At 66.8% G+C, this 24,895-nt stretch carries 29 protein-coding genes and 1 pseudogene; 4 read left to right on the top strand and 26 right to left on the bottom strand.

The annotated features are described in order from the left end of the window. Positions 1 to 92 precede the first annotated feature (92 nt). Entirely contained in the window at positions 93 to 1,196 is a 1,104-nt protein-coding gene (locus WEB06_08880; protein ID MEX2555733.1) for a hypothetical protein, read from the top strand. Positions 1,197 to 1,511: 315 nt separating this feature from the next. Here WEB06_08880 and WEB06_08875 read toward each other — a convergent pair. After that, positions 1,512 to 1,646: pseudogene (locus WEB06_08875) on the bottom strand (transcription antitermination factor NusB). Positions 1,647 to 1,763: 117 nt separating this feature from the next. On the opposite strand from WEB06_08875, the gene WEB06_08870 reads away from it, so the two are divergent. Beyond that, positions 1,764 to 5,114 (top strand): LuxR C-terminal-related transcriptional regulator, encoded by a 3,351-nt coding sequence (locus WEB06_08870; GenBank protein ID MEX2555732.1) that lies wholly within the window; start codon positions 1,764 to 1,766, stop codon positions 5,112 to 5,114. A 12-nt stretch (positions 5,115 to 5,126) separates the two neighbouring features. On the opposite strand, the gene WEB06_08865 is transcribed toward WEB06_08870, so the two are convergent. Next, on the bottom strand, positions 5,127 to 5,585 hold the full coding sequence (locus WEB06_08865) for a hypothetical protein (protein MEX2555731.1): 459 nt from the start codon (positions 5,583 to 5,585) through the stop codon (positions 5,127 to 5,129). Between the two features lie 276 nt (positions 5,586 to 5,861). Between WEB06_08865 and WEB06_08860 the strand changes: the two genes are divergently transcribed. After that, the gene (locus tag WEB06_08860) at positions 5,862 to 6,404 is read left to right on the top strand and encodes a Uma2 family endonuclease (protein MEX2555730.1); all 543 of its coding nucleotides are present in this window, start codon (positions 5,862 to 5,864) and stop codon (positions 6,402 to 6,404) included. A 6-nt stretch (positions 6,405 to 6,410) separates the two neighbouring features. Here WEB06_08860 and WEB06_08855 read toward each other — a convergent pair whose 3' ends face one another. Together WEB06_08855 and WEB06_08850 are read right to left on the bottom strand one after the other, a co-directional pair. Further along, positions 6,411 to 6,821: a PIN domain-containing protein gene (locus WEB06_08855; GenBank protein MEX2555729.1), complete on the bottom strand. Its 411-nt coding sequence runs from the start codon at positions 6,819 to 6,821 to the stop codon at positions 6,411 to 6,413. Then, positions 6,818 to 7,048: a hypothetical protein gene (locus WEB06_08850; GenBank protein MEX2555728.1), complete on the bottom strand. Its 231-nt coding sequence runs from the start codon at positions 7,046 to 7,048 to the stop codon at positions 6,818 to 6,820. Before WEB06_08850 ends, WEB06_08855 begins: the two co-directional genes overlap by 4 nt. A 205-nt stretch (positions 7,049 to 7,253) precedes the next feature. On the opposite strand from WEB06_08850, the gene WEB06_08845 reads away from it, so the two are divergent. Beyond that, on the top strand, positions 7,254 to 7,403 hold the full coding sequence (locus WEB06_08845; GenBank protein ID MEX2555727.1) for a hypothetical protein: 150 nt from the start codon (positions 7,254 to 7,256) through the stop codon (positions 7,401 to 7,403). 242 nt (positions 7,404 to 7,645) lie between these two features. On the opposite strand, the gene WEB06_08840 is transcribed toward WEB06_08845, so the two are convergent. The 22 genes from WEB06_08840 to WEB06_08735 all read right to left on the bottom strand — a co-directional run bounded on the left by WEB06_08840 (position 7,646) and on the right by WEB06_08735 (position 24,802). Next, on the bottom strand, positions 7,646 to 8,449 hold the full coding sequence (locus tag WEB06_08840; protein MEX2555726.1) for an SPFH domain-containing protein: 804 nt from the start codon (positions 8,447 to 8,449) through the stop codon (positions 7,646 to 7,648). Further along, a complete protein-coding gene (locus WEB06_08835) occupies positions 8,446 to 9,792 on the bottom strand; it encodes a nodulation protein NfeD (GenBank protein MEX2555725.1) in 1,347 nt (448 codons plus the stop codon). Before WEB06_08835 ends, WEB06_08840 begins: the two co-directional genes overlap by 4 nt. A gap of 166 nt (positions 9,793 to 9,958) precedes the next feature. Beyond that, positions 9,959 to 10,384: a type II toxin-antitoxin system VapC family toxin gene (locus WEB06_08830; protein ID MEX2555724.1), complete on the bottom strand. Its 426-nt coding sequence runs from the start codon at positions 10,382 to 10,384 to the stop codon at positions 9,959 to 9,961. Then, the gene (locus WEB06_08825) at positions 10,365 to 10,613 is read right to left on the bottom strand and encodes an Arc family DNA-binding protein (protein ID MEX2555723.1); all 249 of its coding nucleotides are present in this window, start codon (positions 10,611 to 10,613) and stop codon (positions 10,365 to 10,367) included. The genes WEB06_08830 and WEB06_08825 overlap by 20 nt, the downstream gene beginning before the upstream one ends. A 50-nt stretch (positions 10,614 to 10,663) precedes the next feature. Then, positions 10,664 to 11,050 (bottom strand): transcription antitermination factor NusB, encoded by a 387-nt coding sequence (gene nusB / locus WEB06_08820; protein MEX2555722.1) that lies wholly within the window; start codon positions 11,048 to 11,050, stop codon positions 10,664 to 10,666. A gap of 9 nt (positions 11,051 to 11,059) precedes the next feature. After that, positions 11,060 to 11,620: an elongation factor P gene (efp, locus tag WEB06_08815; protein ID MEX2555721.1), complete on the bottom strand. Its 561-nt coding sequence runs from the start codon at positions 11,618 to 11,620 to the stop codon at positions 11,060 to 11,062. A 20-nt stretch (positions 11,621 to 11,640) separates the two neighbouring features. Further along, positions 11,641 to 12,048 carry a VOC family protein gene (locus WEB06_08810; protein ID MEX2555720.1) on the bottom strand — a complete coding sequence of 136 codons (408 nt, stop codon included), beginning with the start codon at positions 12,046 to 12,048 and terminating at the stop codon, positions 11,641 to 11,643. A gap of 2 nt (positions 12,049 to 12,050) precedes the next feature. Next, positions 12,051 to 13,118 carry a Xaa-Pro peptidase family protein gene (locus WEB06_08805; protein ID MEX2555719.1) on the bottom strand — a complete coding sequence of 356 codons (1,068 nt, stop codon included), beginning with the start codon at positions 13,116 to 13,118 and terminating at the stop codon, positions 12,051 to 12,053. A gap of 10 nt (positions 13,119 to 13,128) precedes the next feature. Further along, positions 13,129 to 13,605, bottom strand: a complete 477-nt coding sequence (locus tag WEB06_08800) for a type II 3-dehydroquinate dehydratase (protein MEX2555718.1) — start codon at positions 13,603 to 13,605, stop codon at positions 13,129 to 13,131. 73 nt (positions 13,606 to 13,678) lie between these two features. Continuing rightward, positions 13,679 to 14,767 carry a 3-dehydroquinate synthase gene (gene aroB, locus WEB06_08795; protein MEX2555717.1) on the bottom strand — a complete coding sequence of 363 codons (1,089 nt, stop codon included), beginning with the start codon at positions 14,765 to 14,767 and terminating at the stop codon, positions 13,679 to 13,681. Beyond that, positions 14,764 to 15,270 (bottom strand): shikimate kinase, encoded by a 507-nt coding sequence (locus tag WEB06_08790; protein ID MEX2555716.1) that lies wholly within the window; start codon positions 15,268 to 15,270, stop codon positions 14,764 to 14,766. Before WEB06_08790 ends, aroB begins: the two co-directional genes overlap by 4 nt. Positions 15,271 to 15,284: 14 nt before the next feature. Next, complete coding sequence (aroC, locus tag WEB06_08785) at positions 15,285 to 16,448, bottom strand: chorismate synthase (GenBank protein MEX2555715.1); 1,164 nt, start codon at positions 16,446 to 16,448, stop codon at positions 15,285 to 15,287. 56 nt (positions 16,449 to 16,504) lie between these two features. Next, complete coding sequence (locus WEB06_08780; protein MEX2555714.1) at positions 16,505 to 17,389, bottom strand: helix-turn-helix domain-containing protein; 885 nt, start codon at positions 17,387 to 17,389, stop codon at positions 16,505 to 16,507. Between the two features lie 109 nt (positions 17,390 to 17,498). Further along, a complete protein-coding gene (locus tag WEB06_08775) occupies positions 17,499 to 18,050 on the bottom strand; it encodes a hypothetical protein (protein MEX2555713.1) in 552 nt (183 codons plus the stop codon). Between the two features lie 10 nt (positions 18,051 to 18,060). Next, positions 18,061 to 18,660 (bottom strand): type 4a pilus biogenesis protein PilO, encoded by a 600-nt coding sequence (pilO, locus tag WEB06_08770; protein MEX2555712.1) that lies wholly within the window; start codon positions 18,658 to 18,660, stop codon positions 18,061 to 18,063. Further along, complete coding sequence (locus WEB06_08765; protein ID MEX2555711.1) at positions 18,657 to 19,283, bottom strand: PilN domain-containing protein; 627 nt, start codon at positions 19,281 to 19,283, stop codon at positions 18,657 to 18,659. The genes pilO and WEB06_08765 overlap by 4 nt, the downstream gene beginning before the upstream one ends. Further along, the gene (gene pilM, locus WEB06_08760; GenBank protein ID MEX2555710.1) at positions 19,280 to 20,338 is read right to left on the bottom strand and encodes a type IV pilus assembly protein PilM; all 1,059 of its coding nucleotides are present in this window, start codon (positions 20,336 to 20,338) and stop codon (positions 19,280 to 19,282) included. The genes WEB06_08765 and pilM overlap by 4 nt, the downstream gene beginning before the upstream one ends. A 2-nt stretch (positions 20,339 to 20,340) precedes the next feature. Continuing rightward, entirely contained in the window at positions 20,341 to 20,532 is a 192-nt protein-coding gene (locus tag WEB06_08755; GenBank protein ID MEX2555709.1) for a helix-turn-helix domain-containing protein, read from the bottom strand. A gap of 286 nt (positions 20,533 to 20,818) precedes the next feature. Then, positions 20,819 to 21,616 carry a prepilin peptidase gene (locus WEB06_08750; protein MEX2555708.1) on the bottom strand — a complete coding sequence of 266 codons (798 nt, stop codon included), beginning with the start codon at positions 21,614 to 21,616 and terminating at the stop codon, positions 20,819 to 20,821. A gap of 48 nt (positions 21,617 to 21,664) precedes the next feature. Further along, positions 21,665 to 23,098 (bottom strand): hypothetical protein, encoded by a 1,434-nt coding sequence (locus WEB06_08745; protein MEX2555707.1) that lies wholly within the window; start codon positions 23,096 to 23,098, stop codon positions 21,665 to 21,667. After that, positions 23,095 to 23,631 carry a prepilin-type N-terminal cleavage/methylation domain-containing protein gene (locus WEB06_08740; protein ID MEX2555706.1) on the bottom strand — a complete coding sequence of 179 codons (537 nt, stop codon included), beginning with the start codon at positions 23,629 to 23,631 and terminating at the stop codon, positions 23,095 to 23,097. Before WEB06_08740 ends, WEB06_08745 begins: the two co-directional genes overlap by 4 nt. Next, on the bottom strand, positions 23,588 to 24,802 hold the full coding sequence (locus WEB06_08735) for a hypothetical protein (protein MEX2555705.1): 1,215 nt from the start codon (positions 24,800 to 24,802) through the stop codon (positions 23,588 to 23,590). The genes WEB06_08740 and WEB06_08735 overlap by 44 nt, the downstream gene beginning before the upstream one ends. Positions 24,803 to 24,895 lie beyond the last annotated feature (93 nt).

Here is a 24,895-nt window from a genome sequence, read left to right as displayed (position 1 = left end):
CCCCGCGCCTCCCAACATCCCTCACCTGAGGGATGTTTCGTCGCGGCCGGACTAGCAGACTCGGGAGACGCCGCGGACAAGGGGGGATGACGGTGAAACGAACGGTGACGGGACGGACGGTCGAGATCGGTGAGGGGTCAGATCGCCGATCGAGTTGGGGCGCCCGGGTAGGGTTGGTCGTGGTCTCGACGATCATCGCTGCTGGTGCACTTGCGGTGAAACCGAACCCGGCGAGCGCGGCATTCCCGGGACCGAACGGCTTGATCGCGTTCTCGAGAGACGTAGCCGGCGGCGCCTTCGACATCTTCACCGTTACCCCGGATGGCACCTCGGAGGTTCGGCTGACCGACGACCCAGGATTCGACGTCGATCCCGCCTGGAACGCAGACGGAACGAAGATCGCCTTCGCGAGCGATCGAGGCGGCGATCTGGATATCTGGGTCATGAACGCGGACGGCTCGGCTTCTAGCAGGCTCACAGATGCTCTGGGGATCGACAACCATCCCACGTGGTCACCAGATGGCTCCCGGATCGCATTCCATTCGAACCGCGACGGCAACGACGAGATCTACGTGATGAATGCCGATGGTTCCGGGCAGACGAACATAAGCAACGACCCGGGTAACTCCGACGGGAGTCCGGCGTGGTCGCCCGACGGAACCAGGATCGCGTTCAGCAGGAGCGGCAGCATCCGATCGATGCAGCCCGACGGCTCAGGTCAGACCACGATCACTTCCGGCGGGTTCGACCTTAGCCCCGACTGGTCTCCCGACGGAACGCGCATCGTCTTCAGCAGGCTCGTCGGCGATACGTTCGATCTCTTCCTAGTAGAAAGCGCTGGGTCGGAGCCGACGAATATCACCGACGGTTCGACGGGGGATGCACGGGAGCCGGCGTGGTCTCCGGACAACAGCAGGATCGTATTCGACAGTTTTCGTCCGGGGCAGGGCCTCGTCGTCCAAACGGTACGGATCGACGGGAGCGACCTGAGGACTATCTCCGCAGGTATCGGTCCGAATTGGGCGCGCGGACCCGACGTCGTGCTCGGCTCGTGCTCGGATACAGCGAACCCCGATGGCGACGAGGCCGGTGCCGTTTCCGGTCCGATCCACCGCGCCCTCGAGCCGAGGATCGGTGCGCTAGGCCCGGTCGTGCACGGGCTGAACTGCAGACTCATCTCACCGCTGCAACTCTGAGGTGAAGCGGCGGCGACAGTCGGCTCGAGTGTTGATTCCCGCGGGAGAGGGCGATCAGGGCGATACGGAAACGGCGATCTCGGGCGACGACAAAGATCCCGGCGGCGCTCCGCTTGGTGCCTGGCCTCTCGCGGGGGACGGATGAGGAGCTCCGCCGGCTGGGTGAGCTTCACCGCGGAGTGTCCCGGGCTGCATACGAGAACCAGCCCCTCGATGCCGACCGGGAGCTCCGAACGGGCCAGGCCAACGACGGTCGCTCCCGCCTGAGGACGCCGGTCAACATGAGAGGAGACGTCGCACCGGCGCCACCCCTCGCTACGTCGCCGTGCGATCGTGCTCCCTAGCCACCCGGCCCAGCAACATGTTGACGAACCGCCCCGAGTCCTCGGTCGACAGGAGCTTCGCCAGCTCCACCGCTTCTTTGATCGAGGCGGCCGGCGGTGAATCACTCACGTGAGGGATGTTGTCGACGCCCCCGGCCACGATAGTGCCGTACACACCGCGGATAGACGCCTTCACGCATCCGATGCGAGAATCGTTCGGCTTGGATCGGGGGCCGAAGTACCGATGAGACAGCCGAAGGAAAGGGCGCCGGTCGAATCGCCGCGGTCTCCCTCAGGCGTCGTTACTTTCCTCCTGACCGACGTGGCGGGATCGACGCAGCTGTGGGAGTCCGATCGGAACGCGATGGCGCGGGCGATCGCCCGCCACTACGAGATCATCGACGAGGAGGTCGCCAAGAACGGCGGCGTACGCCCCGTCGAGCAAGGCGAGGGCGACTCCGCCGTTGCGGCGTTCGCCTTGGCGTCCGATGCGGCGCTCGCAGCGATCCGCATCCAGCAGACGATGGAAGCGGAGGCGTGGCCGGACGGGTCCGCCATCCGGATCCGCATCGCTCTCCATACCGGCGAGGTGATCACCCGAGACGATGGGAACTACGCCGGCCCCACGCTCAATCGCTGCGCCCGGCTCCGGGCGATCGGTCACGGGGGCCAGACGCTCCTCTCCCGAACGACGGCGGATCTCGTGCGTGACGATCTTCCGCCCGATGTCGCGTTGATCGATCTGGGCGAGCATCCCCTGCGCAGCCTGACGCGGCCCGAACACGTATTTCAGATCGACGGTCCCGGGCTTGCATCGGGATTCCCGCCGCTGCTTTCCGCGCGGGCGAGACCGAGCCCCCTGCCCGAGCAGATCACGACCTTCATCGGCCGGGAAGCCGAGGTTCAGGAGGTAGCCGACCTCCTCACGCAAACCCGGCTCTTGACACTCGTTGGGGCAGGAGGCTGCGGGAAGACGCGGCTCGCGATCGAGGTCGCCGGTCTCGTCACGGATCGCTACACCGACGGGGTTGTCTGGGTCGACCTCGCTGCGCTAACCGATCCGGGTCTTGTCCCCAGCTCGGTCGCGACTGCGCTCAACCTGCGAGAGGCACTCTTCTATGATCCCGTCGACACGGTTGCGTCGTACCTCGAGCGGCGCAACGTCCTCATCCTCCTCGACAACTGTGAACATCTGGCAAACGCATGCGCCACGTTCGCGGATCGGATACTTCGGAAGTGCCCCGAGGTGACGTTCCTCGCTACCAGCCGCGAGGCCCTCGGCGTTGACGCCGAAACATCATGGCGGGTGCCGTCGCTGGCGATACCCCAGCCCGGAGGCGACGACCCCGAGCAGGCCGAAGCGGTTCGGCTCTTCATCGACCGCGCACGAAAAGCTCGCCCTCGCATCGAGCTCACACCCGAGACCGTCGAAGCGATCGCCTCGATCTGCCGGCGGTTGGACGGCATCCCCCTTGCGGTCGAGCTTGCAGCGGCGCGCGTCCGCACGATGAGCCCGTCGCAGATCGCGAAGGGGATCGGAGAACGGTTCAGCCTGCTCGGCGGAGGGTCCCGGACCGCGCTCGCGCGACAGAGAACCCTGGAGGCCTCCGTCGACTGGAGCTACGCGCTCCTCACCGAGCCCGAAAGGATCCTGTTCCGCCGGCTCGCGATCTTCGCCGGCGGGTTCACGCTGGAGGCGGCCGAACGGGTCTGCTCAGACGCCATCCTCGACGAGTTCGCTGTGATGGACGTGCTATCCCGCCTCGTGGATCGATCCCTCGTGCAAGTGGAAGAGACGGACGACGGGCCCCGGTACCGCTTCCTGGAAACGGTGCGCGTCTACGCCCGCCAAAAACTGGCCGACTCCGACGATGCCACCGCTATCCGCGACCGGCATCTGGCGTTCTTCATCGAGTTGGCGGAGCGCGCCCAGAAAGGACTCATCACGTCCGCGATGCTGGAATGGGCGGAGCGGCTCGAGCGGGACCACGACAACGTCCGTGTCGCGATCGATTGGAGCCTCGAGTCCGAACAGACGGACTCCGCGTTGCGGTTCCTCATCGCGCTCGGCCTCTTCTGGCTGTACGCCAACCACTTGCCGGAAGGGAGTCGTCGGATCGATCCGATCCTCGCGCTCGAAGGCGGCGAACCGTTGATGCGGGCTCGAGCCCTGGCATCCGCGGCCGGTGCGGCTATCTTCGCCTTGGACGACCCGAGCAAGGTTCACCGGTTCGCCGACCCCGCGCTCGCACTCGGGGAGGAGATCGGCGATCCATGGACGATCGGTCGAGCGTCCGCGTTCTCCGGGTTCGCGGCCCTCTTCCGCTCGGTCGCCTCCGGTCGGGAACCCATCGCGAGGGCGATCGCGGCGGCGACCGAGGCAGAGGACGTAGCCGCTCTCGCTGTCGCGATGCCGGCCCGCATCCTCGTCGAAACCTTCCTTTGCGAAAGAGACCGAGCTCTCGCTGCGTCGAGGCGGAGCGTCGATTGGGCGCGTGGGACCGAGCATCCGGATTTCATCGCCGAGTGTCTCCTGGCGTCCGGAATACGAGCTACTTGGTGGGGGGAGTTCGAACTCGCCGAGTCCCTTCTCGATGAGAGCATCTCGACCGCTCGCGCGATCGACAATCACTTCCCGCTCTCGGTCGCACTGGCCATGAGGGGATACACGCAGACCCTTCAAGGACGGTACGACGATGCTCGGGCCGATCTCCGGGAGGCGATGACCATCGCGGAGCCGGAAGGCCTCATCGCAGTCTTCTCCGTCGGGAACGTCTTCCTCGCAAGGAACGCGTTCGCCGAAGGTGATCTCGAGACGGCAGCCGCCTTGTCGGAGCAGGGTCTGGCGATCACGCGGGCGATCGATTGGACGGTCATCCTGGCGATCGCTCTCGCGGACGGCAGTCTGATCAAAGCTGCGCAGGGCGACCTCGTGGGAGCTCGTGCCATGGCGGCGGAAGCGCTGTCGATGGCTCGCGAGAACGGCTTCGCCAACATCGTCGGACACGCGTCGTTCGCATTGGCTCAGATCTCGCAACGTGAGGGATCACTCGACGACGCCGAGAACACACTCCACGATGCGCTCGGGGTCCTGTCTGAGAGACACCTGATCCTGGAGATCGTCGTTGCTCTCGAACACATCGCGACGATCGCCTGCCTCAAGGAAAGTTTCCTCGAGTCGGCGCGGTTGCTCGGTGCGCCCCAGGGCGTCCGCGACCTCATCGGCTACCCGCGCCCGCCGATCAGCCGTGAAGACTTCGAATCAGCGCTCGAGTCCTCCCGACGCGAGCTCGGTGACGAGGTGGTCGCTGAAGCGTTCGATGAGGGCAGGGCGCTGTCGCTCGACGAAGCGGTGGCCTACGCGACGCGGGCCCGCGGCGAACGGAAGCGGCCCTCCCATGGTTGGTCCAGCCTCACGCCGACCGAACTCGACGTCGTCCGGCTCGTCCGCGAGGGTCTCACGAACCCCCAGATCGCCCAGCGCATGTTCATCTCGAAGAACACGGTCATGACACACGTCTCGCACATCTTCACGAAGCTCGGGCTCAAGACTCGTAGCGAGCTGGCTTCGGAAGCCACTCGCCGAGAGATCTGAGAAGCCGGCCCTTCAACTGCAGGCGACCGACGAGACGTTGTTCCACTCGTTGCCCTCGAGGACGCGACCGTCGGGGTCCACGACGATCGTGATCTTCCCAGCCCGGCCATCACTGAAGTCGGCATCGGAGGGAATCGTCCAGCGCGCGCCCGCCGCCTGGGTATGTTCGCCGCTCGCGAACGAGTGCACCGTCCCGCCGACGATCGCGGTCCGGAAGCCGCCGTGGGCCGGGTACTCGAGGATGATGCGCGTGGCGACATCGTGAGTCTGGCCGGGATGGACATCGGCGTTGAGTACGCCCGGGATGCGGTGGATCGTGAAGTCGACCCCGCCGCACCCGGAGGAAGCACTCGTAGCCACCGGGTCGAAGTCGGGAACCACGTAGACGAGACGCTGCGCGTGCCCACTCGAAGGGATCAGAAGCCCGAGCGAGACGACAGCCGTTAGAAGAACCCTCTCGATCGAACGCACGCTCGCTCCCCCCTCGATCCGTCGGTGATGTGGGTCGATCGCCAGTCTCGGGATGAGAGGGGTCGGATACATCACTCGACCGAGTGATTTCAGGGTTGTCGCGCCGGAAAGGCGGCTCAGCCGATGCCGTGCTCCCGCGCGACCCGGCCAAGCAACCCGTGGACGCACCGCCCACTGTCCTCGGTCGACATGCGCGTTCTTCCGAGCCTGGACTCGGTCGTTCGAGCCCGCCAGACTCGGGCCTTCCCGAGAAGAGGCGGTGGTACCATCGATCCCATGGAGCGGTCCGGCACGCTCACGTACGACGATCTGTTCGTCTTCCCCGACGACGGCTTGCGACGAGAGCTCATCGACGGCGAACTGATCGTGAGCCCGTCGCCGAAGACTCGTCATCAGCGGATCTCGGTCCGTTTGATCCTCGCTTTTGGTGGTTATCTGCAGGAGCAAGGCCGGGGCGAGGCCTTCAGCGCTCCGCTCGACGTGTTGTTCAGCGAAGGCGACGTCGTCGAGCCCGACCTCATCGTCGTGCTCGATGAGCAGCGAGAGATCATCACCGAGAACAACATCCAGGGCGTCCCGGCGTTGCTGATCGAGATCGTCTCCGATCCCCGGCTCGACCGCGTGCGCAAGCGCGACCTCTACGAGCGCGTCGGCGTCCCCCAGTACTGGATCGTCGACCCCGAAGCCGACCGGGTCGAGGTGTTCCGCCTCGGCGAGCGGGGTTACGGCAAGCCGGAGATCCTCGAGCCGGGCGACGAGGTGTCGTTCGCACCGCTCTCCGGGTTGAGCATCTCGGTCGCCGAGCTGCTCGCGCCGTAAACCGGGTCAGCCCGGGACGACCTTCAGGCCTCGCTGAGCGAAGTCGCGGTCGAAGGAGAACGCCTCTGTGACGCCCTCCTGTTCCATCAACGCGAACGACGACGCGTCCACGTAAGACCAGGACTTGTCCGCGTGCGACTCGAGGATCCTCCAGGCTTCCTCTTCGATCTCCGGCTCGATCCTGACCAGCTCGATCGCATCGCTCGCCCGCAAGGCGCTCCCCCACTGAAGGGCCTGGTCTCGTCCCGTGCGAACCAGCAGCGCGGCATGCGTCTCGGCGAAGACGAAGTTCGACGTGAATAGACGAACCCCTCGAGAAACGAGATCGCCGAGCGCGCCGCGGGCGCGCTCGTTGTCGGGATCACGCTTGTTCCGCGCCGCGACGAAGGCGCTGGTGTCTACGAAGACGCGCCTCATCCGCCGTACACGTCTCGATCGATGGTGGATGCGTCGCCGGGCTTCCCGTCGACCGGCGGATCGTAGAGCAGCAGCTTTATGAGTGGGTCTTTCTCCCAGGCAGGGGGTTCTCGACGGGCACGCTCGATGAGTTCGCGAACAACGCCGGCGATGCTGCCCTTCGCGCCGGCCTCACGCCTGAGCCAGCGGTATTGATCCTCTTCCAGATAGAGTTGCGTCCGCCGCATGATGTATACATCATACGCCGACCTCACTTGACGAGCAAGGGCTCCTGGTCATCGCATCGGCGGCAAACTGAAGGCGTTTTCGCTGGTCAAGATAAGGTGTCATGGGATCGTAACCGGATGGCAACCAGATCGCCTCATGAGGCGGGGATGATGGGTCCGCCGGATGAGACCCCCTCCGTCCGGCAGGCGAGAGGAGGCGGAGAGCATGACCCTGACGCTGGAAAGGCCTCGCGGTTCGAGTCACGCCGCCGAGCGATCCCTCTTCTGCAGCGAGTGCGGCATGCGCCTCGAGAGCCCGGCGCAGACCAAGCCCACCCGCTGTGCCTGGTGCGAACGCGAGGTCGGCGGCGGGTAGCACCTCGAAGCCCTTCCCCTGCCCGACCACGTTGACCACCATGAGGTTTGCCCGTCGAGTGCAGCTACACAACGAACGACCGGCTCCACGTCAACCGCTACATCGGCGGGTCGTGGATCGACTGGAACCCCCAGATCGATCGGCAACTCTGCTCGTGAACGGCGCTCGAGGAGTCGCGCCGAGCGCGTCACCCCTCATCGGCCGCCGGGCTCCGCTGTTCGTGTCGTCGGAACCCAATGTCGTCACGCTCTTTCAGCTACCCGCTTCCGACCCTTTGCCGGCGCGCCGTTCCCGGCGGCAGCGTCCATGAAGCGCAGCAGCTCGACCGGCACCGGGAAGATGATGGTCGAATTCCGGTCCCCCGCGACCTCCGTCATCGTCGACAGCAGCCGGAGCTGGAGCGCGGCCGGGTGGCGCTGGAGCTCTTCCGCGGCTTTCGACAGGTTCTCGGCTGCCTCATGCTCCCCTTTGGCGTGGATCACCTTCGCCCGGCGATCCCGCTCGGCCTCGGCCTGGCGGGCCATCGCCCGGCGCATCAGCTCCGGCAGCTCGACGTCCTTCACCTCGACCAGCGTCACCTTGACGCCCCACGGGTTGGTGAGGTCGTCGATGATCTTCTGGAGGCGCTGATTGATCTCGTCGCGGTTGATCAGCAACTCGTCGAGATCCACCTGTCCGAGGATGCTCCGCAGCGTGGTCTGCGCCACCTGCGAGGTCCCGAAGATGTAGTCCTGGATCGCCACCACGGCCTTGATCGGCTCGACGACGTTGAAGTAGGTGACCGCGTTCACCCGCACGGTGACGTTGTCGCGCGTGATCACGTCCTGCGGCGGGATGTCCATCGTCACCGTTTGCAGGTTCACCTTCACCATCCGGTCGATGATCGGGATGATGAAGAACAGGCCGGGCCCCTTCGCCCCCATGACGCGGCCGAGCCGGAAGATCACACCCCGCTCGTACTCCTTTACGATCCGGATCGCGGAGAACACCAGCATCAGCAGGATCGCCGCAGCGGCGATGATGCCGAACAGCAGCGCATCGCTCATGACTTCGCCTCCTCCTCCACCTCAACGACGAGCTCGAGCCCTTCCACCGCCAGGACCTTCACCCGCTTGCCGGCCTTCAGCGGCCGGCCGTCCGATCGAGCCTTCCACCAGGTGCCGTTGACGAGAACCTGCCCCGTCTTTCCCTTCGCGGAACCGACGACGCCGGTCGCGCCGATCATGGCCTCGATGCCCGTCATGGGTTCGACGTTCCGCGTCCGCCACGCCATCCGGCCGATGAACAGCGAGCTGCCCCCGACCGCTGCGCCGATCGGCACCAGCACGAACGGGTCGACGCCGACCGAACCGCGGAACAGGAACAGCCCCCCGACCAACAGCGAAACGGTCCCTCCCGCGGCGAAGACACCGACACCGGGCGTGAACACCTCCCCGATGAACAGCGCGGCCGCGAGCACGATCAGGATGACGCCGACGGCGTTGACCGGGAGCACCGACAGCGCGAACAGCGCCAGGATGAGCATGATCACGCCGACGATCCCCCCGGCCCCGACGCCGGGGTTGGCCACCTCGTAGATGATCGCCAGCGTCCCGATCGACAGGAACATGAACGCGATGTTCGGATCGGCGAGCCACTGAAGGACCCGGCGGAAGCCGCGCAACTCGTAGAGGACCGTCTCGGCGCCTCGCGTGGCCAGCGTGACTTCCTCTCCGGTGGACAGCCGGACCTTCCGTCCGTCGATCGCTTCGAGGAGCGCCGCGCGGCTGGAGGCGATGAGATCGACGACGTCGAGTTCGACGGCTTGCTCGACGCTGACGGACCTGCCTTCACGGACCATGTCTATCGCCACCTCGACGTTGCGTCCCCTTGCCCGTGCGATCGCTTCGGCGTAGGCGGCGGCGTCGTTGATGATCTTGTCGCTGATGTCTCCGCCCTGCAGGTCGACGGGCGTCGACGCGCCGACCGCAGTGCCCGGCGCCATGGCCGCGACGTGCGCCGCCATCGTGATGAAGGCCCCCGCCGAAGCTGCGCGCGCGCCTTGGGGGGCGACGTACACGATCACCGGGACGCGCGAGGCCAGGAACGCCTGGATGATCTCGCGCATGGAGGTGTCGAGTCCGCCGGGAGTGTCGAGCTCGACGAGGAACGCAGCGCGCCCATCGCGCTCGGCGATCTCGATCCCTTCACGGAGGTGGTCGGAGATGACCGGCGTGATAATGCCGCTAACGGGTGCGACAAGGACGCCGGAGCGCTCCTGCGCCCAGACGGCGGGGGCAAGGAGAACGGCGATCCCGACGAGGATCGAGGCGGCCGCAAGCCGACGAGGAAGGGGCCCAACGAAGATCCCCCGGCCCGCCCGTGCGCTCCGGGTCCGTGCGGGACGCATCGACGACCATATTCTGCCCTGTCGCGAGCGCGTCCACACGTCCGCAGGGTTACGGTTCGGTGACGATCTCGCTTGGGGTTTGGCCTTGTCCCGCCTTCCATCCGCGGACTAGCCTGGGGAATGAGCGGTTGGACCTTATCTGCACGGTGGGCGGCCCCGGCGTGGCTCACACCCGAAACAACAGGTGTGGCAATCCCTCGATCCGCTCGAAGTGCTCGTCGAAGGTGAGGAGATAGGCGTCGTGCGTCAACGCCGCCGCGGCGATCCAGATGTCGTTGCTCGGAACCGGCGTGCCGGCCGCTCGGAGCTCGGCGAACACCTCACCGTATCGACGCGCGACATCCCTGGTGACGTCGAGAACCCGGACGTAGGGCTCCTCGAGGAAGTCCTCGAGCGCTCGACGATTGTCTAGGTGCCGGCTGCCGACGCGGAACCCGGCCTCCAACTCTCCGAGGACCGTTGCCGACAGGAACACAACATCGGCATGCGCGACGGCATCGACGACCCGGCTCTCCCCCCGACGAAGATGCGAGTACGCGGAGGTGTCCAGCATGACGCGCGACGGCGGGACCTCAGCGCCAGAGCTCGACATCGATCTCGCGTTGGGCTCTGAGCGCCGCATCGAACTCCGCGGCGTCGCCCTCGTTCCAGGTGGCCCAGCGCATCAGGCGCTCCCGACGCGACTCGACCCCCACGGCCTCCTCCAACAGCTGGAGGATGGTCGAGTTCAGGCTCTGCCCCCGGGCTTCCGCGAGCGTCTTCAGCCGCCGGGCGAGCTCAGGCGCAGGATGGCGCAGCGTGATCTGCCTCGGCTCACTCATGACAGCATGACTCTATTATTACGATGTCACGCTGTCAACGCCCGGAATCACTACTCGGTGTGCTCCCGCGCCACCCGGCCCAGCAGTCCGTTGACGAACCGCCCGCTGTCCTCGGTCGACAGCAGCTTCGCCAGCTCCACGGCTTCGTTGATCGTCACACCCGGCGGGATCTCGGGCCGGTGCAGCAGCTCGAAGATGCCCATCCGGAGCAGGTTCCGGTCCACGATCGGCATCCGCTCGAGCACCCAGCGGTCGGCGTAGCGGCGGATCAGCTCGTCGAGCTCCTCACGATGCTCGACCACACCAGAAACCAGCTCGCGGGTGAACTCCTTCGCGTCCGGGTTCTCGGCCAGCACCTCGAGCGCCGGACGGTCGAGCGAGTCGGCGGCGTGCAGGATGTCCAGCGCGCGCTTGCGAGCCCTAGTGCGTGGGAGCACGACGCTCCCCTACTGGACCCGCGTCAGGTACTCGCCGGTGCGGGTGTCGACCTTGACCTTGTCGCCGGTCTCGACGAACAGCGGCACCTGCAGCGTCGCGCCGGTTTGCAGCGTCGCGATCTTCGTCGCGCCCGACACGCGATCGCCTTTCACGCCTGGGTCGGTGTGCTTGATCGACAGCTCGACCGACGCAGGCAGCTCGACCGAGATCGGCTTGCCCTCGTGCATCGCGACCATCACCGGCTGGTTCTCGACGAGCCACTGCGTGTCGTCGCCCAGGACCGACTGCTCGATCGGCATCTGGTCGTACGTGTTGGAGTCCATGAAAACCAAGTTGTCGCCGTCGTGATACAGGTACGTCATCTCGCGCTTGTCGAGGATCGCCTGATCGACCTTGACCCCAGCGTTGAACGTTCGTTCGACGACCGCGCCGGTCCGCACGTTGCGGAGCTTTGTGCGGACGACGGCTTGACCCTTGCCGGGCTTGTGATGCTGGAAGAACAGCACCTGCCAAAGGTTCCCCTCGATGAGGAGGACCATCCCGTTCTTGAGATCGTTCGTGGAAACCATAGGCGCGGGATTCTACCGGCTCAGCGCGTCGACTGGTCGCGGTGGCAGACCGCCTCGAGCATGAATCCGTGCGGATCGAGCCAGAACGTGGCGTAGTAACCCTCGTGGTACTCGGGCCACTCCTTCGGCGGGTGGACGACCTCCTCGCCGCGCGCCTCCACCCACGCATGGACCGCGTCGACCGCGGCGCGCGTCAAGACCATGAACGCGAGATGCTGCAGGCCCGGACGATGACGCGAGTAGTCACCCGCTTCGAGCGTGGGATAGAAGAAGATCCGCGTTCCCGGCTTGCCCTGGAGGGGCTGGTACGAGAACTGATCCGCCGAGGCGACGAATGGTTCGTATCCGATCAGCGGCATGAGCTCGTCGTAGTACGCCTTCGCGATCGCGAGGTCGGGGACGCTGGCGCCGAGATGACCGAGCGGCACGGTTAGACGCGGACCAGTTCTTTGGGCGAGCGGGTGAGGACGTCGCACGCATCGTCCGTGACGACGACGAGATCCTCGATCCGTACGCCGCCCAAGCCGGGAACGTAGATCCCCGGCTCCACCGTGACCGCCATCCCGGGAGCCAGCACATCGTCGCTGCCCCGGCGGATGCCCGGCGCTTCGTGGACCTCGAGTCCGCATCCGTGGCCGGTGCCGTGGCCGAACGTGTGGCCGGCGGCCTCGACGATGCTGCGCGCAGCCGCGTCGACCTCTTCACCGCTCTTGCCGGACGCCACTGCCTCGACGCCCGCCTGCTGGGCGGAGCGGACGATCTCGTAGATCTTCTCGAGCTCTGGAGCCGGGTCGCCGAAGGCGATCGTTCGGGTCATGTCGGAGTGGTAGCCATCCGTGATCGCGCCGAAGTCCAGCTTGATGAGGTCCCCCCGGCGCAAACGACGCTCGGTCGGGCTGTGGTGCGGCTCCGCCGCCTGCTCGCCGAAAGCGATGATCGTCGGGAAGGACAATCCCTCCGAGCCCGCCCGCCGCATCGCGTCCTCGAGCTCGGCCGCGGCCTCGACCTCGGTCATCCCTTCGCGCAGCCGCGGAAGCAGCGCGCGCAGCCCTTCGTCGCCGATCGCGGAAGCCCGGCGCAGCGCCTCGACCTCGGTCGCGTCCTTGACCTTGCGGAGCTCCTCGACCACGCCCGACGTCTCGACCAGCTCGACGGAGGGCATGTTCTCCCGCCACTGGCGCGCGGTCGAAAGCGTGACGTGGGAAGCTTCGATCGCGAGCTTGGAGACACCCGCGCCGACGATCTCCGCGGCGAGGACCTTGTCGCCGTCCTTCGGCGGGATCACGCGCCGGCAGTCGGCGGCTTCGCGCGCGGACTGCTCGTCGTAGCGCGAGTCGGTGAAGAACACGTCCTCCGCTCCGACCAGGACGATGCCCGCCGAGCCGGAGAAGCCGGTGAGATACCGAACGTTGACGAGCTTGGTGACGAGCATCGCGTCGGCGCCCAGCACCGGAAGCTGCTCACGAATCCGGTCGCGCCGGGCCCTCGTCATACGCATCCCCCTGGAATCATGGCGTCCGAGCCCCCTTTTGGGGGACTCCTACCATACCGGCGATCGCTTCGAGCGCGAGGACGTACCCGTTCACGCCGAGTCCGGCGATGACGCCCTTCGCGACCCCTGAGACGAGCGAGAGCCTGCGGAAGGGCTCACGCGCATGGATGTTGGAGATGTGGACCTCGACCACCGGCAGGCCCGTGCCGGCGAGCGTTTCCCGGAGTGGGTACGAGAAGTGACTGAGCGCGGCGGGATTGATGAGGATCGCGGCGGCGCCCCTTGCCGGAGCGTCGGCTACCGCCTTGGTGAGCTCGTCCTCGTCGTTGGACTGGAAGAAATCGACGGCGAGCCCGAGCTCCGAAGCCCGTGCTCGAATGGTGTCCTCGAGCTGGTTCAGCGTCGTGGAGCCGTAGATCTCCGGCTGGCGGGATCCGAGCTTGTCGAGGTTCGGCCCGTTGACCACGAACACGAGCGGCGGCGCCGGTCTCATGTGACCTCCGCCGGGGCGTCTGACACGTCTGACATGTCAGACGCTCCGGAGAGCACGTGCGTCGCCCCGAGGCTCACTTGATCCACTCGTACGCGGCGGCGATCATTTTGCGAGGCACGTCCGTGACGATCTTCGGACGTCCCGGCGCCTCGAGCACCACGAACCGCATCCCGGCGTCGTACTTCTTGTCGCCGGCCATGACCTCGAGCAGGGCTTGCAGCGGCACGTCCCCCGCCCCGCGGGTCGGCAGACCGAGTGCCTCCAGCACGCGGCGATGCTCTCCCATCCAATTCTCCATCCCCAGTTCCGCCGCGAGCGCCGCGGCGAAGGTCATGCCGAGCGCCACCGCCTCTCCGTGCCGCCAGCGCTCGTACCCTCCGAGCGCCTCGAGCGCGTGCCCGACCGTATGGCCGTAGTTCAGGTGCATCCGCTCGCCCCGTTCGGTCTCGTCGCGCTCGACGATCCGGCACTTCACGACGGCGGCTCGTGCGACCACGTCGGTGAGAACCTCGGGGTCGCGGTCGAAGATCGCCTCGCGACGGTCGACCAGCTCCTGGAGGAGTGGCGGGTCGGCGAGCATCGCATGCTTGACGACTTCGGCGAGACCCGAGCGCAGCTCCTCCTCCGGCAGCGTCGCGAGCGCGGTGATGTCCGCCAGCACCGCGACCGGCTGATGGAACGCACCGACGAGGTTCTTGCCTTCCGGCAGGTTCACGCCCGTCTTGCCGCCGATCGCGGCGTCGACCTGGCCCAGCAGCGTCGTCGGCACGTGCGCGACCGAGAGGCCGCGATGGTAGACGGCCGCGACGAAGCCCGCGACGTCGGTCGTGACGCCCCCGCCGACCCCAACGACGAGGTCGCCGCGATGCAGCCCATTACCCACGAACCCGCGGAGCAGGGCTTCGACATTGTCGATGGTCTTCGAGCCTTCACCGGGCTCGGTTGCGAAAGGAACGGCGCGGCGCCCGATCGCCTCCAGGCCCAGGGAGATCCGCTCCCCGTGCAGCGCTTGGACGTTGGCATCGGAGACGACCGCGATCACTTCGGCGCGTTCGGGGACGGGGATCAGCTCGTCGGCGCGCTCCATCAGACCCGGGCCGACCCATACCGAGTAGCCGCTGCCCGACGACGCGACCTTGATCTCGACCGGGGCGTCGCTCATGGGAGGCGCTCCGCGATCTCGTTCGCGACGTCGCCCGGCGTGCGACCGTCGGTGTCGACGATCAGCTCTGCCGCGGTCTCGTACGCGGGGGCGCGCTCGGACAGCAGCCGAGGAACCGCCTCCGCGGGGTCGCCGCGCAGCAGCGGCCGTCCCTCTCCGGCGCCCAGCCGCGCGATCAGCTCGTCCACCGATGTGCGGAGGTACACGATCGGGCCGGCTCCTTTCAGCACGCCGTAGTTCCGCACGGACAGGATCGCTCCCCCACCGCAGGCTATGACCCGGCCTTCTCGCGCGGCGGCGCGGATCACCGCCTCGCGCTCCAGCGAACGGAACCCCTCTTCGCCGAGCGCTTCGAAGATCTTGGGAACCGTCGACCGCGCCGATTCCTCTACGAGCGCGTCGGTATCCATGAAGTCGAATCCGAAACGGTCGGCGAGCGCTTTGCCCACGGCGGTCTTGCCCGCAGCCATGAAGCCGATCAGCACGACGCTCCGCGGCGGCATGTCCCTGGTCGCATCTATCGCGATGCCAGCTCGTCGAGGTAGCCGCGAAGGTTGCGGCGAGTCTCGGCGAGCGAGTCGCCGCCGAACTTCTCCAACATCGCCTCGGCGACCACGAACGCGATCATGGCCTCGCCGACGACGCCGGCTGCCGGAACGGCGCACACATCGGAGCGCTGCGTGATCGCGACCGCCTCTTCCTTCGTGTTCACGTCGACCGTCCCCAGCGGGCGAGCGAGCGAAGACAACGGCTTCATCGCCGCGCGGACGCGCAACGGGCCGCCGGTGGTCATACCGCCTTCCGTGCCGCCGCTCCGTCCGGTCGCGCGGTCGTAGCCATGGGCTTTGGACCAGGCGATCTCGTCGTGCGCCAGCGAGCCCGGCGTGCGCGCCACCTCGAAGCCGGGACCCACCTCGACACCCTTGATCGCCTGGATGCTCATCAGCGCTTGCGCGAGCCGGCCGTCGATGCGCCGGTCCCAGTGGACGTGCGAGCCCAGCCCCGGCGGGAGCCCGTACACGATCACCTCGAACACGCCGCCGAGCGTGTCGCCCTGCCGGCGCGCTTCCTCGATCGCGCGCTTCATCTCTTCCTCGGCGTCCGCGTGGAGCGTGCGGAGATCGGAAGAGTCGATCCGTTCGAGGTCGTCCGGCCCAGGCAGCTCCGTTGCGGCCGACCGCACGCCGCCTACCTCGATCACGTGGGAGAGCACCGTCGCGCCGAGCCCACTCAGCAGGGATCTGCACACGGCTCCGACGGCGACGCGCGCGGCCGTCTCGCGGGCGCTCGCGCGCTCGAGCACGCTGCGGGCGTCACCGAAGCCGTACTTCTGCATCCCCACCAGGTCGGCGTGCCCGGGACGCGGCCGGGTGAGCGCCGGGTCCTCGAGCTCGGCGTTCTCCTCCTCGACCGACATGATCGCCTGCCATTTCGGCCATTCGGTGTTGTGGATCACCAGCGAGATCGGAGACCCGATGGTGCGTCCGTGGCGGACACCGCCGAGGATCTCGAGCCGGTCCTCCTCGATCTTCATCCGCGTGCCGCGGCCGTATCCGTGACGCCGGCGCGCGAGCTCGGCTTCGAGCAGCTTCGAGGACACCGGGACACCCGAGACCATGCCTTCGAGCACGGCCGTGAGCGCTGGTCCGTGGGACTCACCGGCGGTCAGGAAGCGGAGCATGCGGCCATCTTACCGGCGGGTCGCGGACCTTCTTGCGTGGTTTGGACCGGCCGGGGTCAGGCGCTGCGCGCCAGGTTGCGGACCACCGGTTCGCCGGTTCCGGCCGTGATCAGCAGGCGGCGAACCTCGCCGGCAGCCCCCAGCGGGCCCATCGACCGCCCGTTAACCAGCAGCTCGACGGCGCCGGCGTTGCCGATCAGGATCTCGACCCGGTCGCCTCCCGAGAAGGATCGGCTCCAACCCTTCGCCGCCATCCCCTCGTAGACGACCTCGCCGTCGGCGACGACGCGCAGCCAGCTTCGGCCGCTCGCTCGCAGGTCCGCCGTGATCCCCACGAACCCCGGGAGCGCACGAGCGACGTCGTCGGTCGGGGGCGTCGCGTGCTCCCCGGCGTCTCCGGTCGCGGGCGCCGCGCCGGGGATCGTCTCTTCGAGGTCGGACACCGGCGTGCTCGGCCGCGGGAGCGGATCGTCTGCTCCCAGGACCAGCAGTACGCTCACGGTAGCGGCGACGGCGAGGGCGACGAGCCGGCCGCTGCTCCGTTTCCGCGGAGCGACACGGGCGAGCACCGCGAGTGATGGAGCGACCGGCGGCGGCTCGTACGGCGCCAGAAGCTGGAGGAGCGGCTCCGCTTCGAGGCGCAGATACCGGGCGTATTCGCGCAGGAAGGCTCTGGCGTACATGGGGGCCGGGAACTCATCCAGCGGCGCGCCTCGCTCGAGCGCGGTGAGGTATCGGAGCCCGATCCGCGTGTCGCGTGAGGCCTGAGCCAAGGAGATCTTTCGGCGGCGTCTCGCCTTGCGAAGGGCGGTACCCAGGTCCTCGCCCGGATCGATCCTTCGTACGCGGGCCGCACGGGACGAAGGCACGAGCCGGAACGACGTCGAGTCGGTGGCGTCTCCCCCGTCGGCCGGGGTTCGTTCGATCTCTACCGTCGCCAAGACGCAGCGGCCTTTCGGCTCGAGCAGGGGAAGCCGAGCAGGTTTTTCCCCGCGTTGCGCTCACGCCAAACGTAGCAAGCGGTTTCCGGAGCCCGACCGGAGGGTTGAGCTACTTGAAGACCTCTTGGCCCTCGCAGAGCGTGAATTGCTCGTCCCCGAAGACGAACGTGCCGCAGTCCGCCGTCAGCGACTTCACGCGATAGGAGCCGGCGAAGGTATCTCCCTCAGACACCTCGTACTCCGTGCCGTCGACCACGACGACCGCCACGCGGTTGGCCCCCGATCCGCTGATGCTCATCAGGGTCACGCGCTGCCCGCCGCTGCCCGTCGGGCCACCGGTCGGACCCGGGGAGCCGCCGGGGGCCGGTGTGCCGCCGATCGGGCCGGCGCTCACCAGCGGCCGGAACGGATCCTTCCCCTCGAAGACTTCGAAACTCTCCGGGACGCCGGTTGGAGATGCCGTCGGCGTCGGGGACACAGGCGCGCGCGGCGTGCTCGTACTGGGGGACGTCGGGAAGGCCTCGGGCTCCTCTCCGCCGCCCGACAGGAAGAGCAGGTACACGACGGCGAGCAGCGCGATGATGCCGAAGAGGATGATCAGCGCACGCTCGCGCGGCTGCAGCCGCTGCCAGCGGCTTCCCTCTTCGAACTCGACGCTCACGGGTGCCTCCTCATCCGCCGGTGGTCGGACTCGGAGCCGGGGTGGGGGCCGCCCCACCCGGGCTCGCGTTCGGTGCGACGACGTACATCCGGAACGTGATCGTCGACGACAACGTGAACAGGCCGGAGACCAGATCGGTCTGAGGCGAGATGGCGATCGAGGTAACTTCGACGACCCGCTGCAGTTCCTCGAGTCGCGTCAACAGGGACTGTAGGCGGAAGAACCCGCCGACGACCTGGATGGTCACGGTGACCACCTGCACGCCGGTGCGACCGGTGAGCGCGCCCGGCGGGCTGGGCGCGATCGAACGCAGGTCGATGCCCGAAGCCGTCGCGGCCGTCTGCAGCTGACGGATGAGCGACGGCAGCTCGGGGGTCGGCGGAAGCAGCCGGTCGAACACGGCAAGCCTTGCACGCGTCGTCGGCTCGTCACGCTGAGCCGTCTGCAGCTGACGCAGCCGGTTGCGCAAGGTCTGGTTCTCGTCCTGCGCCAGCTCGATCTGTTCTCGCACCTCGGAGATGTCCTTCAGCTTCGGGCTGAGAAGGAACAGGAAAAACACCGCGATGACAAGAACGGCGGCGACGGCGGCCAGCACGAATCGGCGCATCATGGCTGTCGCATACCTCCCGGCTGGTTCCGGCGGAGCGCATCCTGGTCGAGCTGAACCGAGGAGTTGAAGTCGACCAGGGTCTGCAACGTGTCGGAATCGGATTTCGACGAGAGCGACAGATAGGGGAACAGGAATTCATCGACCCCGGCGAGGCGACTCAACCACCGAGCCACGTCGAGATGCGTGAAGGTCTGCCCCGAGACCTGGATCGTTCCCACGGGCCCGGTCGCTGCGCCGGGTGCCGCCGCGGCGGCCTGGACCGAGCCGGAGAAGTTCGTCAGCCACACGTCGGACGGGATGACCAGACTGATGTTGTTGAGGAGCAGGCTCCACCGAACCTCATTCACGGTGAGCTGGCCGAGGAGTTGTTCCTTCGTGCGAAGGGTCGCTTGCAGTTGCGCGAACCCTTGCAACTGATCGACCTGGCGCTCCAAGCGCGAATTCGCTCGCTCCTGAGCCTCGAGGTCGCCGCGCGCGCCGGAGAGTCGCGCCGCCTGCAGAACGAACACGAGCACCAACAGCGCGACGAGCCCGAGCAGGCCGGCCGCGAGGAGCAGCGTCATCTGGCGAGCGCGACGCCGCTCGGCGATATCCGAAGGAAGCAGGTTGATCTGGCGCATCATGCTTCCCTCATGGCCAGACCGATGGCGACCGAGGCGACGCTTCCCAACTGAGACAGCTCGTCGGGTGTCTGGTCGACCTTCCCGAGACGCACGCGCGCGAGCGGTTGCCCTTCCTCGACGGGGAGATGCAGAGCCGCCGACAACCGTTCGTGAAGGCCGGGCAGCCTCGAGCCGCCGCCGGTCACGATGACCGTCGAGATCCGCGCAGCTCCCGGCTGGGTCAAGTAGTAGTCGAGCGAGCCCCGCACCTCGTCGATGAACGCCGCGGCACGCATCTCGATCATCCGCGCGGCACCCTCGGCGGGGATAGGGCCGCCTTCGGGCGTTACGCCGATCCGAGCTTTCACGGTCTCGGCTTCCTCCCACGGGACGGTGAGGCCGACGGCGAGCGCTTCGGTGACGTCGTCGCCGCCCATCGGAAGGATCCGGACGAAGCGCGGACGTGCCTCCTCGTGCACGACGATGTTCGTGACGCCGGCTCCGATGTCGATAAGCGCTTCGCCCTCCCTGGGGCCGAGGAGGCCGATCGACGAGCCGAGCGCGCGGAGCATCGCGAAGGAGCTGAGATCCACGGCGGCCGGATCCAACCCGGCGCCCTGCGCCGCGACCACGAAGGTGTTGACCATGTCGCGTTGAGCCGCGACGAGCAGAACGTTCAGGACCTGATCGCCGGAATCGTTGGTCCGTTCCTCGAGGATCTGATAGTCGAGGATGGCATCCTCGATAGGGATCGGGATGAACTCCTGGGCCTGGAACTGGAGCGCTCCCTTGAGCTCGAGCTCGTCCATCGCCGGCATCTCCACCTGGCGGACGACCACTTTCTGGTTCGCGAGCCCCAGGGCCGTGTTGCGCACGGCGAAGCGGCCCCGACGAACCAACTCGCGGAGCGCGCCGATGACGGCGTCCATGTCGGCTATCTCACCGCCGACGACGGATCCGCGCGGCAGCGGCGCGGAAGAGAACCGCGCCAGCGTGGGCGGGTCTGATTTCATCGACACCTCTGCGGCGCGAACCGCGCTGGTGCCGATGTCCAGCCCCAAAAGTGTGCGGGCCATCGCTATCCGTTCGGTAGCTCGACCTTGACCGCCCGGTCGGACAGATAGCGGTTCACATCGCTCTCGCGGATCCGGTAGTTCTTGCCGACCCGGATCGCCGCGAGGCTCCCGCTCTTGATCAGCCGGTAAACGGTCATGGTCGAGACGCGCATCAACGACGCAACCTCACCGACGGTGAGGAGGCGGTCGCCCACGTATGGGCTTCTCCGCGGAGGCGTCATGCGGCCCCTTTCCACGAATCGGACTTCTGCAACATGTTCACCAATGTCACCATGTCCACCAAGTTCCACAAACAACACAGCCTGCACAACGGACTCGGAAGGAGGCGACCCTATACATCTTGCTCTTTTGAAGTCAAGAGCAAGATTCGACGACTCAAGATGACATCTTTAGAACTACACAACTGTAATTATCAGCGCACACCCAGCGTGAGCAGGCCCAACAGTTGTGGCGGGCTTCGGCTTTCGGCGTTCGCTCGACTTAGCGGTACATGTCGAGCATGGACCGACCGGCGAGGGCGCTGATGATGGCGCCGAGCGCCATGAAGGGCCCGAAGGGGATCGCCGTCTTCCGGCCTGCCTTTCCCGTGATCATGAGCGCGATGCCGACGACGGCGCCGATCGCGAAGGCCGCGAAGAAGGCGATGACGAGCCTCCCCCACCCCAGGTACCCGAGGAACAGGCCGATGAGACCGGCGAGCTTCACGTCTCCCATCCCCATGCCGGCCGGCGAGATGAGCGCGACGAGGAGGAACCCTGCCGCGCCGGCGACCCCTCCGAGCAGCGCGCGAGCCCACGCGTCGAGGCCGGGCCCCATCGCAGCGGTGATCGCCAGAAGAGGCACCCCGATCACGACCGAGGGATAGACGATCTTGTTCGGCAGGATCTTGTGCTCGAGGTCGATGAGCGAGAGGGCCACGAGGACCCAAAGGAAGGGCAGGAACGCCAGAAGTTGCCAGTCCTGCCCGCCGGTGGTTCCCGGCGGCACGAGCTGATCGCGACGGAGGACGGCGAGGACCCAGACGGCCGCGGTCAAGATCTCGCCGGCCGGGTACCGTGCGGTTATCGGCGCCCGGCAGTAGCGACAGCGGCCTTTCAGCAGCAGCCACGAGACCACGGGGATGTTGTCCCGAGCCGACAGCTCGTGCCCGCAGCTGGGACAGCGGGAGGCCGGACGCACGATCGATTCCTGGCGCGGCACGCGGTGGACGACGACGTTGAGGAAGCTCCCGAAGACGAGCCCCCCTATCCCGGCGAGTGCCACGGCCACGGCTTCCATCGGCGCGAGGCTACCGCAGGGTCGTGCCGCCCGGGCTGAGGGTGGGCGCTAGGGCGCCAGCTCGAACCAGGTCTCGACCTCGTAGGTCACGTCGCCGAACCCAACTACCCGCTCGACGCGCGAGTCGTAATTCAGCGTCTGGTTGTTCTTGATCTGGATCGCGTCGGCGTAGATCGTGCCGAACTGGACCTGGTTGTTCTTCACCGCGACCGGGCCATACGGCGCGTAGATCACGACGGCGGTGTTCCCGGATGGTTCGAAATTGTTCTTCAGATGGATCGAACACTCGGAGTTGTCCTGGTTGACGTCGCACACGGATCCGGTCGGCGGCTGATACGTGGAGACGAGCGTGAAGAGCGCGTCCCCCGCGCTGTCGGTCAGACCGTTCGCGTAGATCGGAACGTTGGCGATGATGGTCGTGTCGCCGGCGATCGTGACTCCCGTGAGGTCGATCCGGAGACTCTGGCCCGCGAGGCCGGACTGGTTGATGTAATAGGAACCGCTCATGGCGCTCTTCTCGGGGATGATGTGCGCCTGGAAGTCCGAAACCGCCGTGCCGGACGCCGTTTCCGCGGTTCCGAACTCGTGGTGGGTCGCCGGATCGTAGTTGGATGCGCTGTACGTGAACGTGGGCAGCGGTTTCGTCGGCGAAGCCGCCGTGCACACGTTCTGAGAGATCGTGCCCTGCACGGTCCCAGAGCCCGTCTTGGGTCCCCAGCTCACCATGTTGCCCACGACGGTCGCGGTGCCCTCGACCCGCACCTTGTACTTGGTGGGGTCCTCTCCCCCGCAGGTGATCGGGTCCGGCGGCGAAGTGACGGACGCCTTCACGTTCCCGCCGATCGTGCCTCCGGCCCCCAGATGGACGGCGCGATCCAGGTTGTTCGGATCGTATCCCCCCGACCAGACGTCTTCGTCGATCGTTACGCCGGTCTTCGTGGCGACCCAGCCCGTCGCCGCGGTCACGCTTCCGTGAACGATGTTGTTCTGTTCGAGGAGCACGTTCTGGTTCGACCAGATGTCGCCATCGATCACGTCGTTACCTTTGGTGGCGATGCTGGTGTTGGAGAGCATGGCGTAGAGGAACGAGGACGGCGGCGCGAGCGTGACGCGCAGACGACGCGTCGCTCCCAGGCCCTGGCCGGGCTCGACCACCCCGGCGACGTCGATCTGGAAACGTTTGCGAGGCTGCGGTGTGACCGTGCCGGTGAAGTTCCCTTCGTCGGTCGTGCCGCTGAACGTGCCGGTGAACGCGCCGTTCGTTTCCTCGAGCTTCGCGATCGCCTGGTGCACTCCCGCTTCTGCCACGTGCAGCGCCTGCACCCAGCTCCGGCCCTTCGCCGTTGCGAACGTCGTGTGCGATCCGACCGACATCACCAGAGCCATCAGGGTCCCCATGACGCCCAGGAGGACGACGGCCACGATCATCGCGAAGCCGGACTCCTCCCGATGCAGCGCGCGTCCGATCCTCCCGATGCTCATGCCGTCGCCGCCTTGTTCCTCAGGCGTACCTCGGACGTCAGGACGAGCGTCGTGTCGGGGGTCCGCGGCGGGTGGACCTGGAGGGAGAACGAGACGACCTGAACGATGCCGGCGGTATCCCCCGTGTAGGTGAACAGGGCCGTGGACACCAGATCGTCCTGTATGACGTCCGCCGTACCTCCGTTGACGCTCCTCGTCAGGGTGTCGCCGACGACCGCGTAGACGATCTCGGCCTCGACCCCGAGCAAGAAGGTCGTCATCTCGAACCGGGTCGCGGGCGAGGTTCCGTCCGGCTCCACGACGCGCGCCTGACGGATCTCCTTCGTCATGCGATCCACGGCGATCCGCATCGTGTCTAGCGTCTCGCTTCGGTCCTTGACGAAGGCGCTCTGTCGTTGCACGACGCCGAAGACGCCGAGGATCGAACCCATGACGACGAGCAGGATCGACACGCTGAAGACCAGCTCGAGGAGGGTGAAGCCCTCCGCGTCACGAGCACTGATTCTTCGAAAGCGAGACGATATTCGTCGCATCGGATTCATTCCCTGCCTTGTCGTAGCCGACCACGTAGTACCGGACGGAGTCGAGCGTCTTCAGATTGGTCGTCGTTTCTTGGCCGAGGCTCGTCGTGCTGAGCACCGTCCACGCCCCGCTGTTCGTGCTCACGTAGATGCGATAGCCGTTGAAGTTCGTGTCGGTGGAAGCGCCCCACGAGAGCGTCACCGTCCGGTCGTTGCCGCTGCAGCTCAGCGTCCTCGCGAGGGTTCCGGGGACCGTCGGAGACACGGTGTCGAGCACGACGGTTTGCGGCGAGAACGTTCGCACGTTCCCGTTCGCGTCGGTCGCCTTCGCGTGGACGGACTTCGTACCGTCGCCCGACGGAAGCGTCCATGAGACCGAGGGGTTCGACGAGTCGTAGGTCAACGGGTCGCTGAACAGGGTTCCATCGTTGGAGAACTGCATCGAGATCGGTTGACACGGATCGGTGAGGGTCATGCTCAGGCCGACCGACGTGCTCGAGGTGTACCCCTGTTGCCCGCTCGTCGAGAGGATCTGGAAGCCGCCGGTCGGGCCGGACGTGTCGCCCGCGCAGGTCGTCGGCTCCGTGGTGGGCGACGAGGTCGGCACGCCTCCACCCTGATTCGCGCCTGCCTCGGTCCCTTCGATCGTCACGCTCCCCGGCGTGAAGAAGGTCGAGGCCCGAACCATCCGGGAGGGGCCGAGGACCTGCGGCTTGTAGACGACCATCACGGTCAACCGCTTCACGTTGTTGGCCTGGTCGAACCACGTCGCGTACTGCCAGACCTCCATGGTGACGGTCCCGACCTGCAACGGGTCCTCGAGGTGCAGCACCTGACCGCCGGTGTCGTCGACGATCAGATCCTCGTAGTCCCCGTCTCCCGTGACGTCGAACTGCGTGTTGTCGCCGCTGACGAAGTAGTCGGGGTTATCGGGGTCGTCGACGTGAACGGGCTGGGTGGTCAAAGCGACGGCCTCGTAGGGCACGTTCCGGAGATGCTCGATGCGCGCGTTGCCGATCTCCGTCGCGGTTTGCCGCTGCCGGCTGAGCGTCACCTGTCGGAGCCCGAAACCGAGCGCGCCGGCGAGGGCGAAGAAGCCGATCGCCATGATCGACAGCGCGGCCATTAGCTCGACGGTGGTGAAGCCGGCCTCGCCGTCGGCCGGCCGGGCGAAGGGGTTCATGGGTCTCCTAAGAAGAGGCTCTTCACCTGCGGATATCGGCCTTTGCGGCTCGAATCTTGAGACGAAACGGACGAGGCGGGGCCGGAATACGCT

Source organism: Actinomycetota bacterium, assembly GCA_040905475.1.
GTDB lineage: Bacteria > Actinomycetota > AC-67 > AC-67 > AC-67 > DATFGK01.
Note: the sequence above shows the minus strand (reverse complement) of the source record. Positions and strands in the feature narration are given on the sequence as shown.

Coding starts and splice junctions, on each gene's coding strand:
- pilM (MEX2555710.1), bottom strand. CDS start 20,338: ATGGCCCGCACACTTTTGGGGCTGGACATCGGCACCAGCGCGGTTCGC.
- WEB06_08750 (MEX2555708.1), bottom strand. CDS start 21,616: ATGGAAGCCGTGGCCGTGGCACTCGCCGGGATAGGGGGGCTCGTCTTC.
- WEB06_08800 (MEX2555718.1), bottom strand. CDS start 13,605: ATGAGACCGGCGCCGCCGCTCGTGTTCGTGGTCAACGGGCCGAACCTC.
- WEB06_08765 (MEX2555711.1), bottom strand. CDS start 19,283: ATGATGCGCCAGATCAACCTGCTTCCTTCGGATATCGCCGAGCGGCGT.
- WEB06_08735 (MEX2555705.1), bottom strand. CDS start 24,802: ATGAACCCCTTCGCCCGGCCGGCCGACGGCGAGGCCGGCTTCACCACC.
- WEB06_08860 (MEX2555730.1), top strand. CDS start 5,862: ATGGAGCGGTCCGGCACGCTCACGTACGACGATCTGTTCGTCTTCCCC.
- WEB06_08805 (MEX2555719.1), bottom strand. CDS start 13,118: ATGCGTATGACGAGGGCCCGGCGCGACCGGATTCGTGAGCAGCTTCCG.
- WEB06_08740 (MEX2555706.1), bottom strand. CDS start 23,631: ATGCGACGAATATCGTCTCGCTTTCGAAGAATCAGTGCTCGTGACGCG.
- pilO (MEX2555712.1), bottom strand. CDS start 18,660: ATGATGCGCCGATTCGTGCTGGCCGCCGTCGCCGCCGTTCTTGTCATC.
- WEB06_08840 (MEX2555726.1), bottom strand. CDS start 8,449: ATGAGCGATGCGCTGCTGTTCGGCATCATCGCCGCTGCGGCGATCCTG.
- WEB06_08850 (MEX2555728.1), bottom strand. CDS start 7,048: ATGCGGCGGACGCAACTCTATCTGGAAGAGGATCAATACCGCTGGCTC.
- aroB (MEX2555717.1), bottom strand. CDS start 14,767: ATGAGCGACGCCCCGGTCGAGATCAAGGTCGCGTCGTCGGGCAGCGGC.
- WEB06_08830 (MEX2555724.1), bottom strand. CDS start 10,384: ATGTCGAGCTCTGGCGCTGAGGTCCCGCCGTCGCGCGTCATGCTGGAC.
- WEB06_08790 (MEX2555716.1), bottom strand. CDS start 15,270: ATGCCGCCGCGGAGCGTCGTGCTGATCGGCTTCATGGCTGCGGGCAAG.
- efp (MEX2555721.1), bottom strand. CDS start 11,620: ATGGTTTCCACGAACGATCTCAAGAACGGGATGGTCCTCCTCATCGAG.
- WEB06_08870 (MEX2555732.1), top strand. CDS start 1,764: ATGAGACAGCCGAAGGAAAGGGCGCCGGTCGAATCGCCGCGGTCTCCC.
- WEB06_08845 (MEX2555727.1), top strand. CDS start 7,254: ATGACCCTGACGCTGGAAAGGCCTCGCGGTTCGAGTCACGCCGCCGAG.
- WEB06_08835 (MEX2555725.1), bottom strand. CDS start 9,792: ATGCGTCCCGCACGGACCCGGAGCGCACGGGCGGGCCGGGGGATCTTC.
- WEB06_08855 (MEX2555729.1), bottom strand. CDS start 6,821: ATGAGGCGCGTCTTCGTAGACACCAGCGCCTTCGTCGCGGCGCGGAAC.
- WEB06_08825 (MEX2555723.1), bottom strand. CDS start 10,613: ATGAGTGAGCCGAGGCAGATCACGCTGCGCCATCCTGCGCCTGAGCTC.
- WEB06_08745 (MEX2555707.1), bottom strand. CDS start 23,098: ATGAGCATCGGGAGGATCGGACGCGCGCTGCATCGGGAGGAGTCCGGC.
- aroC (MEX2555715.1), bottom strand. CDS start 16,448: ATGCTCCGCTTCCTGACCGCCGGTGAGTCCCACGGACCAGCGCTCACG.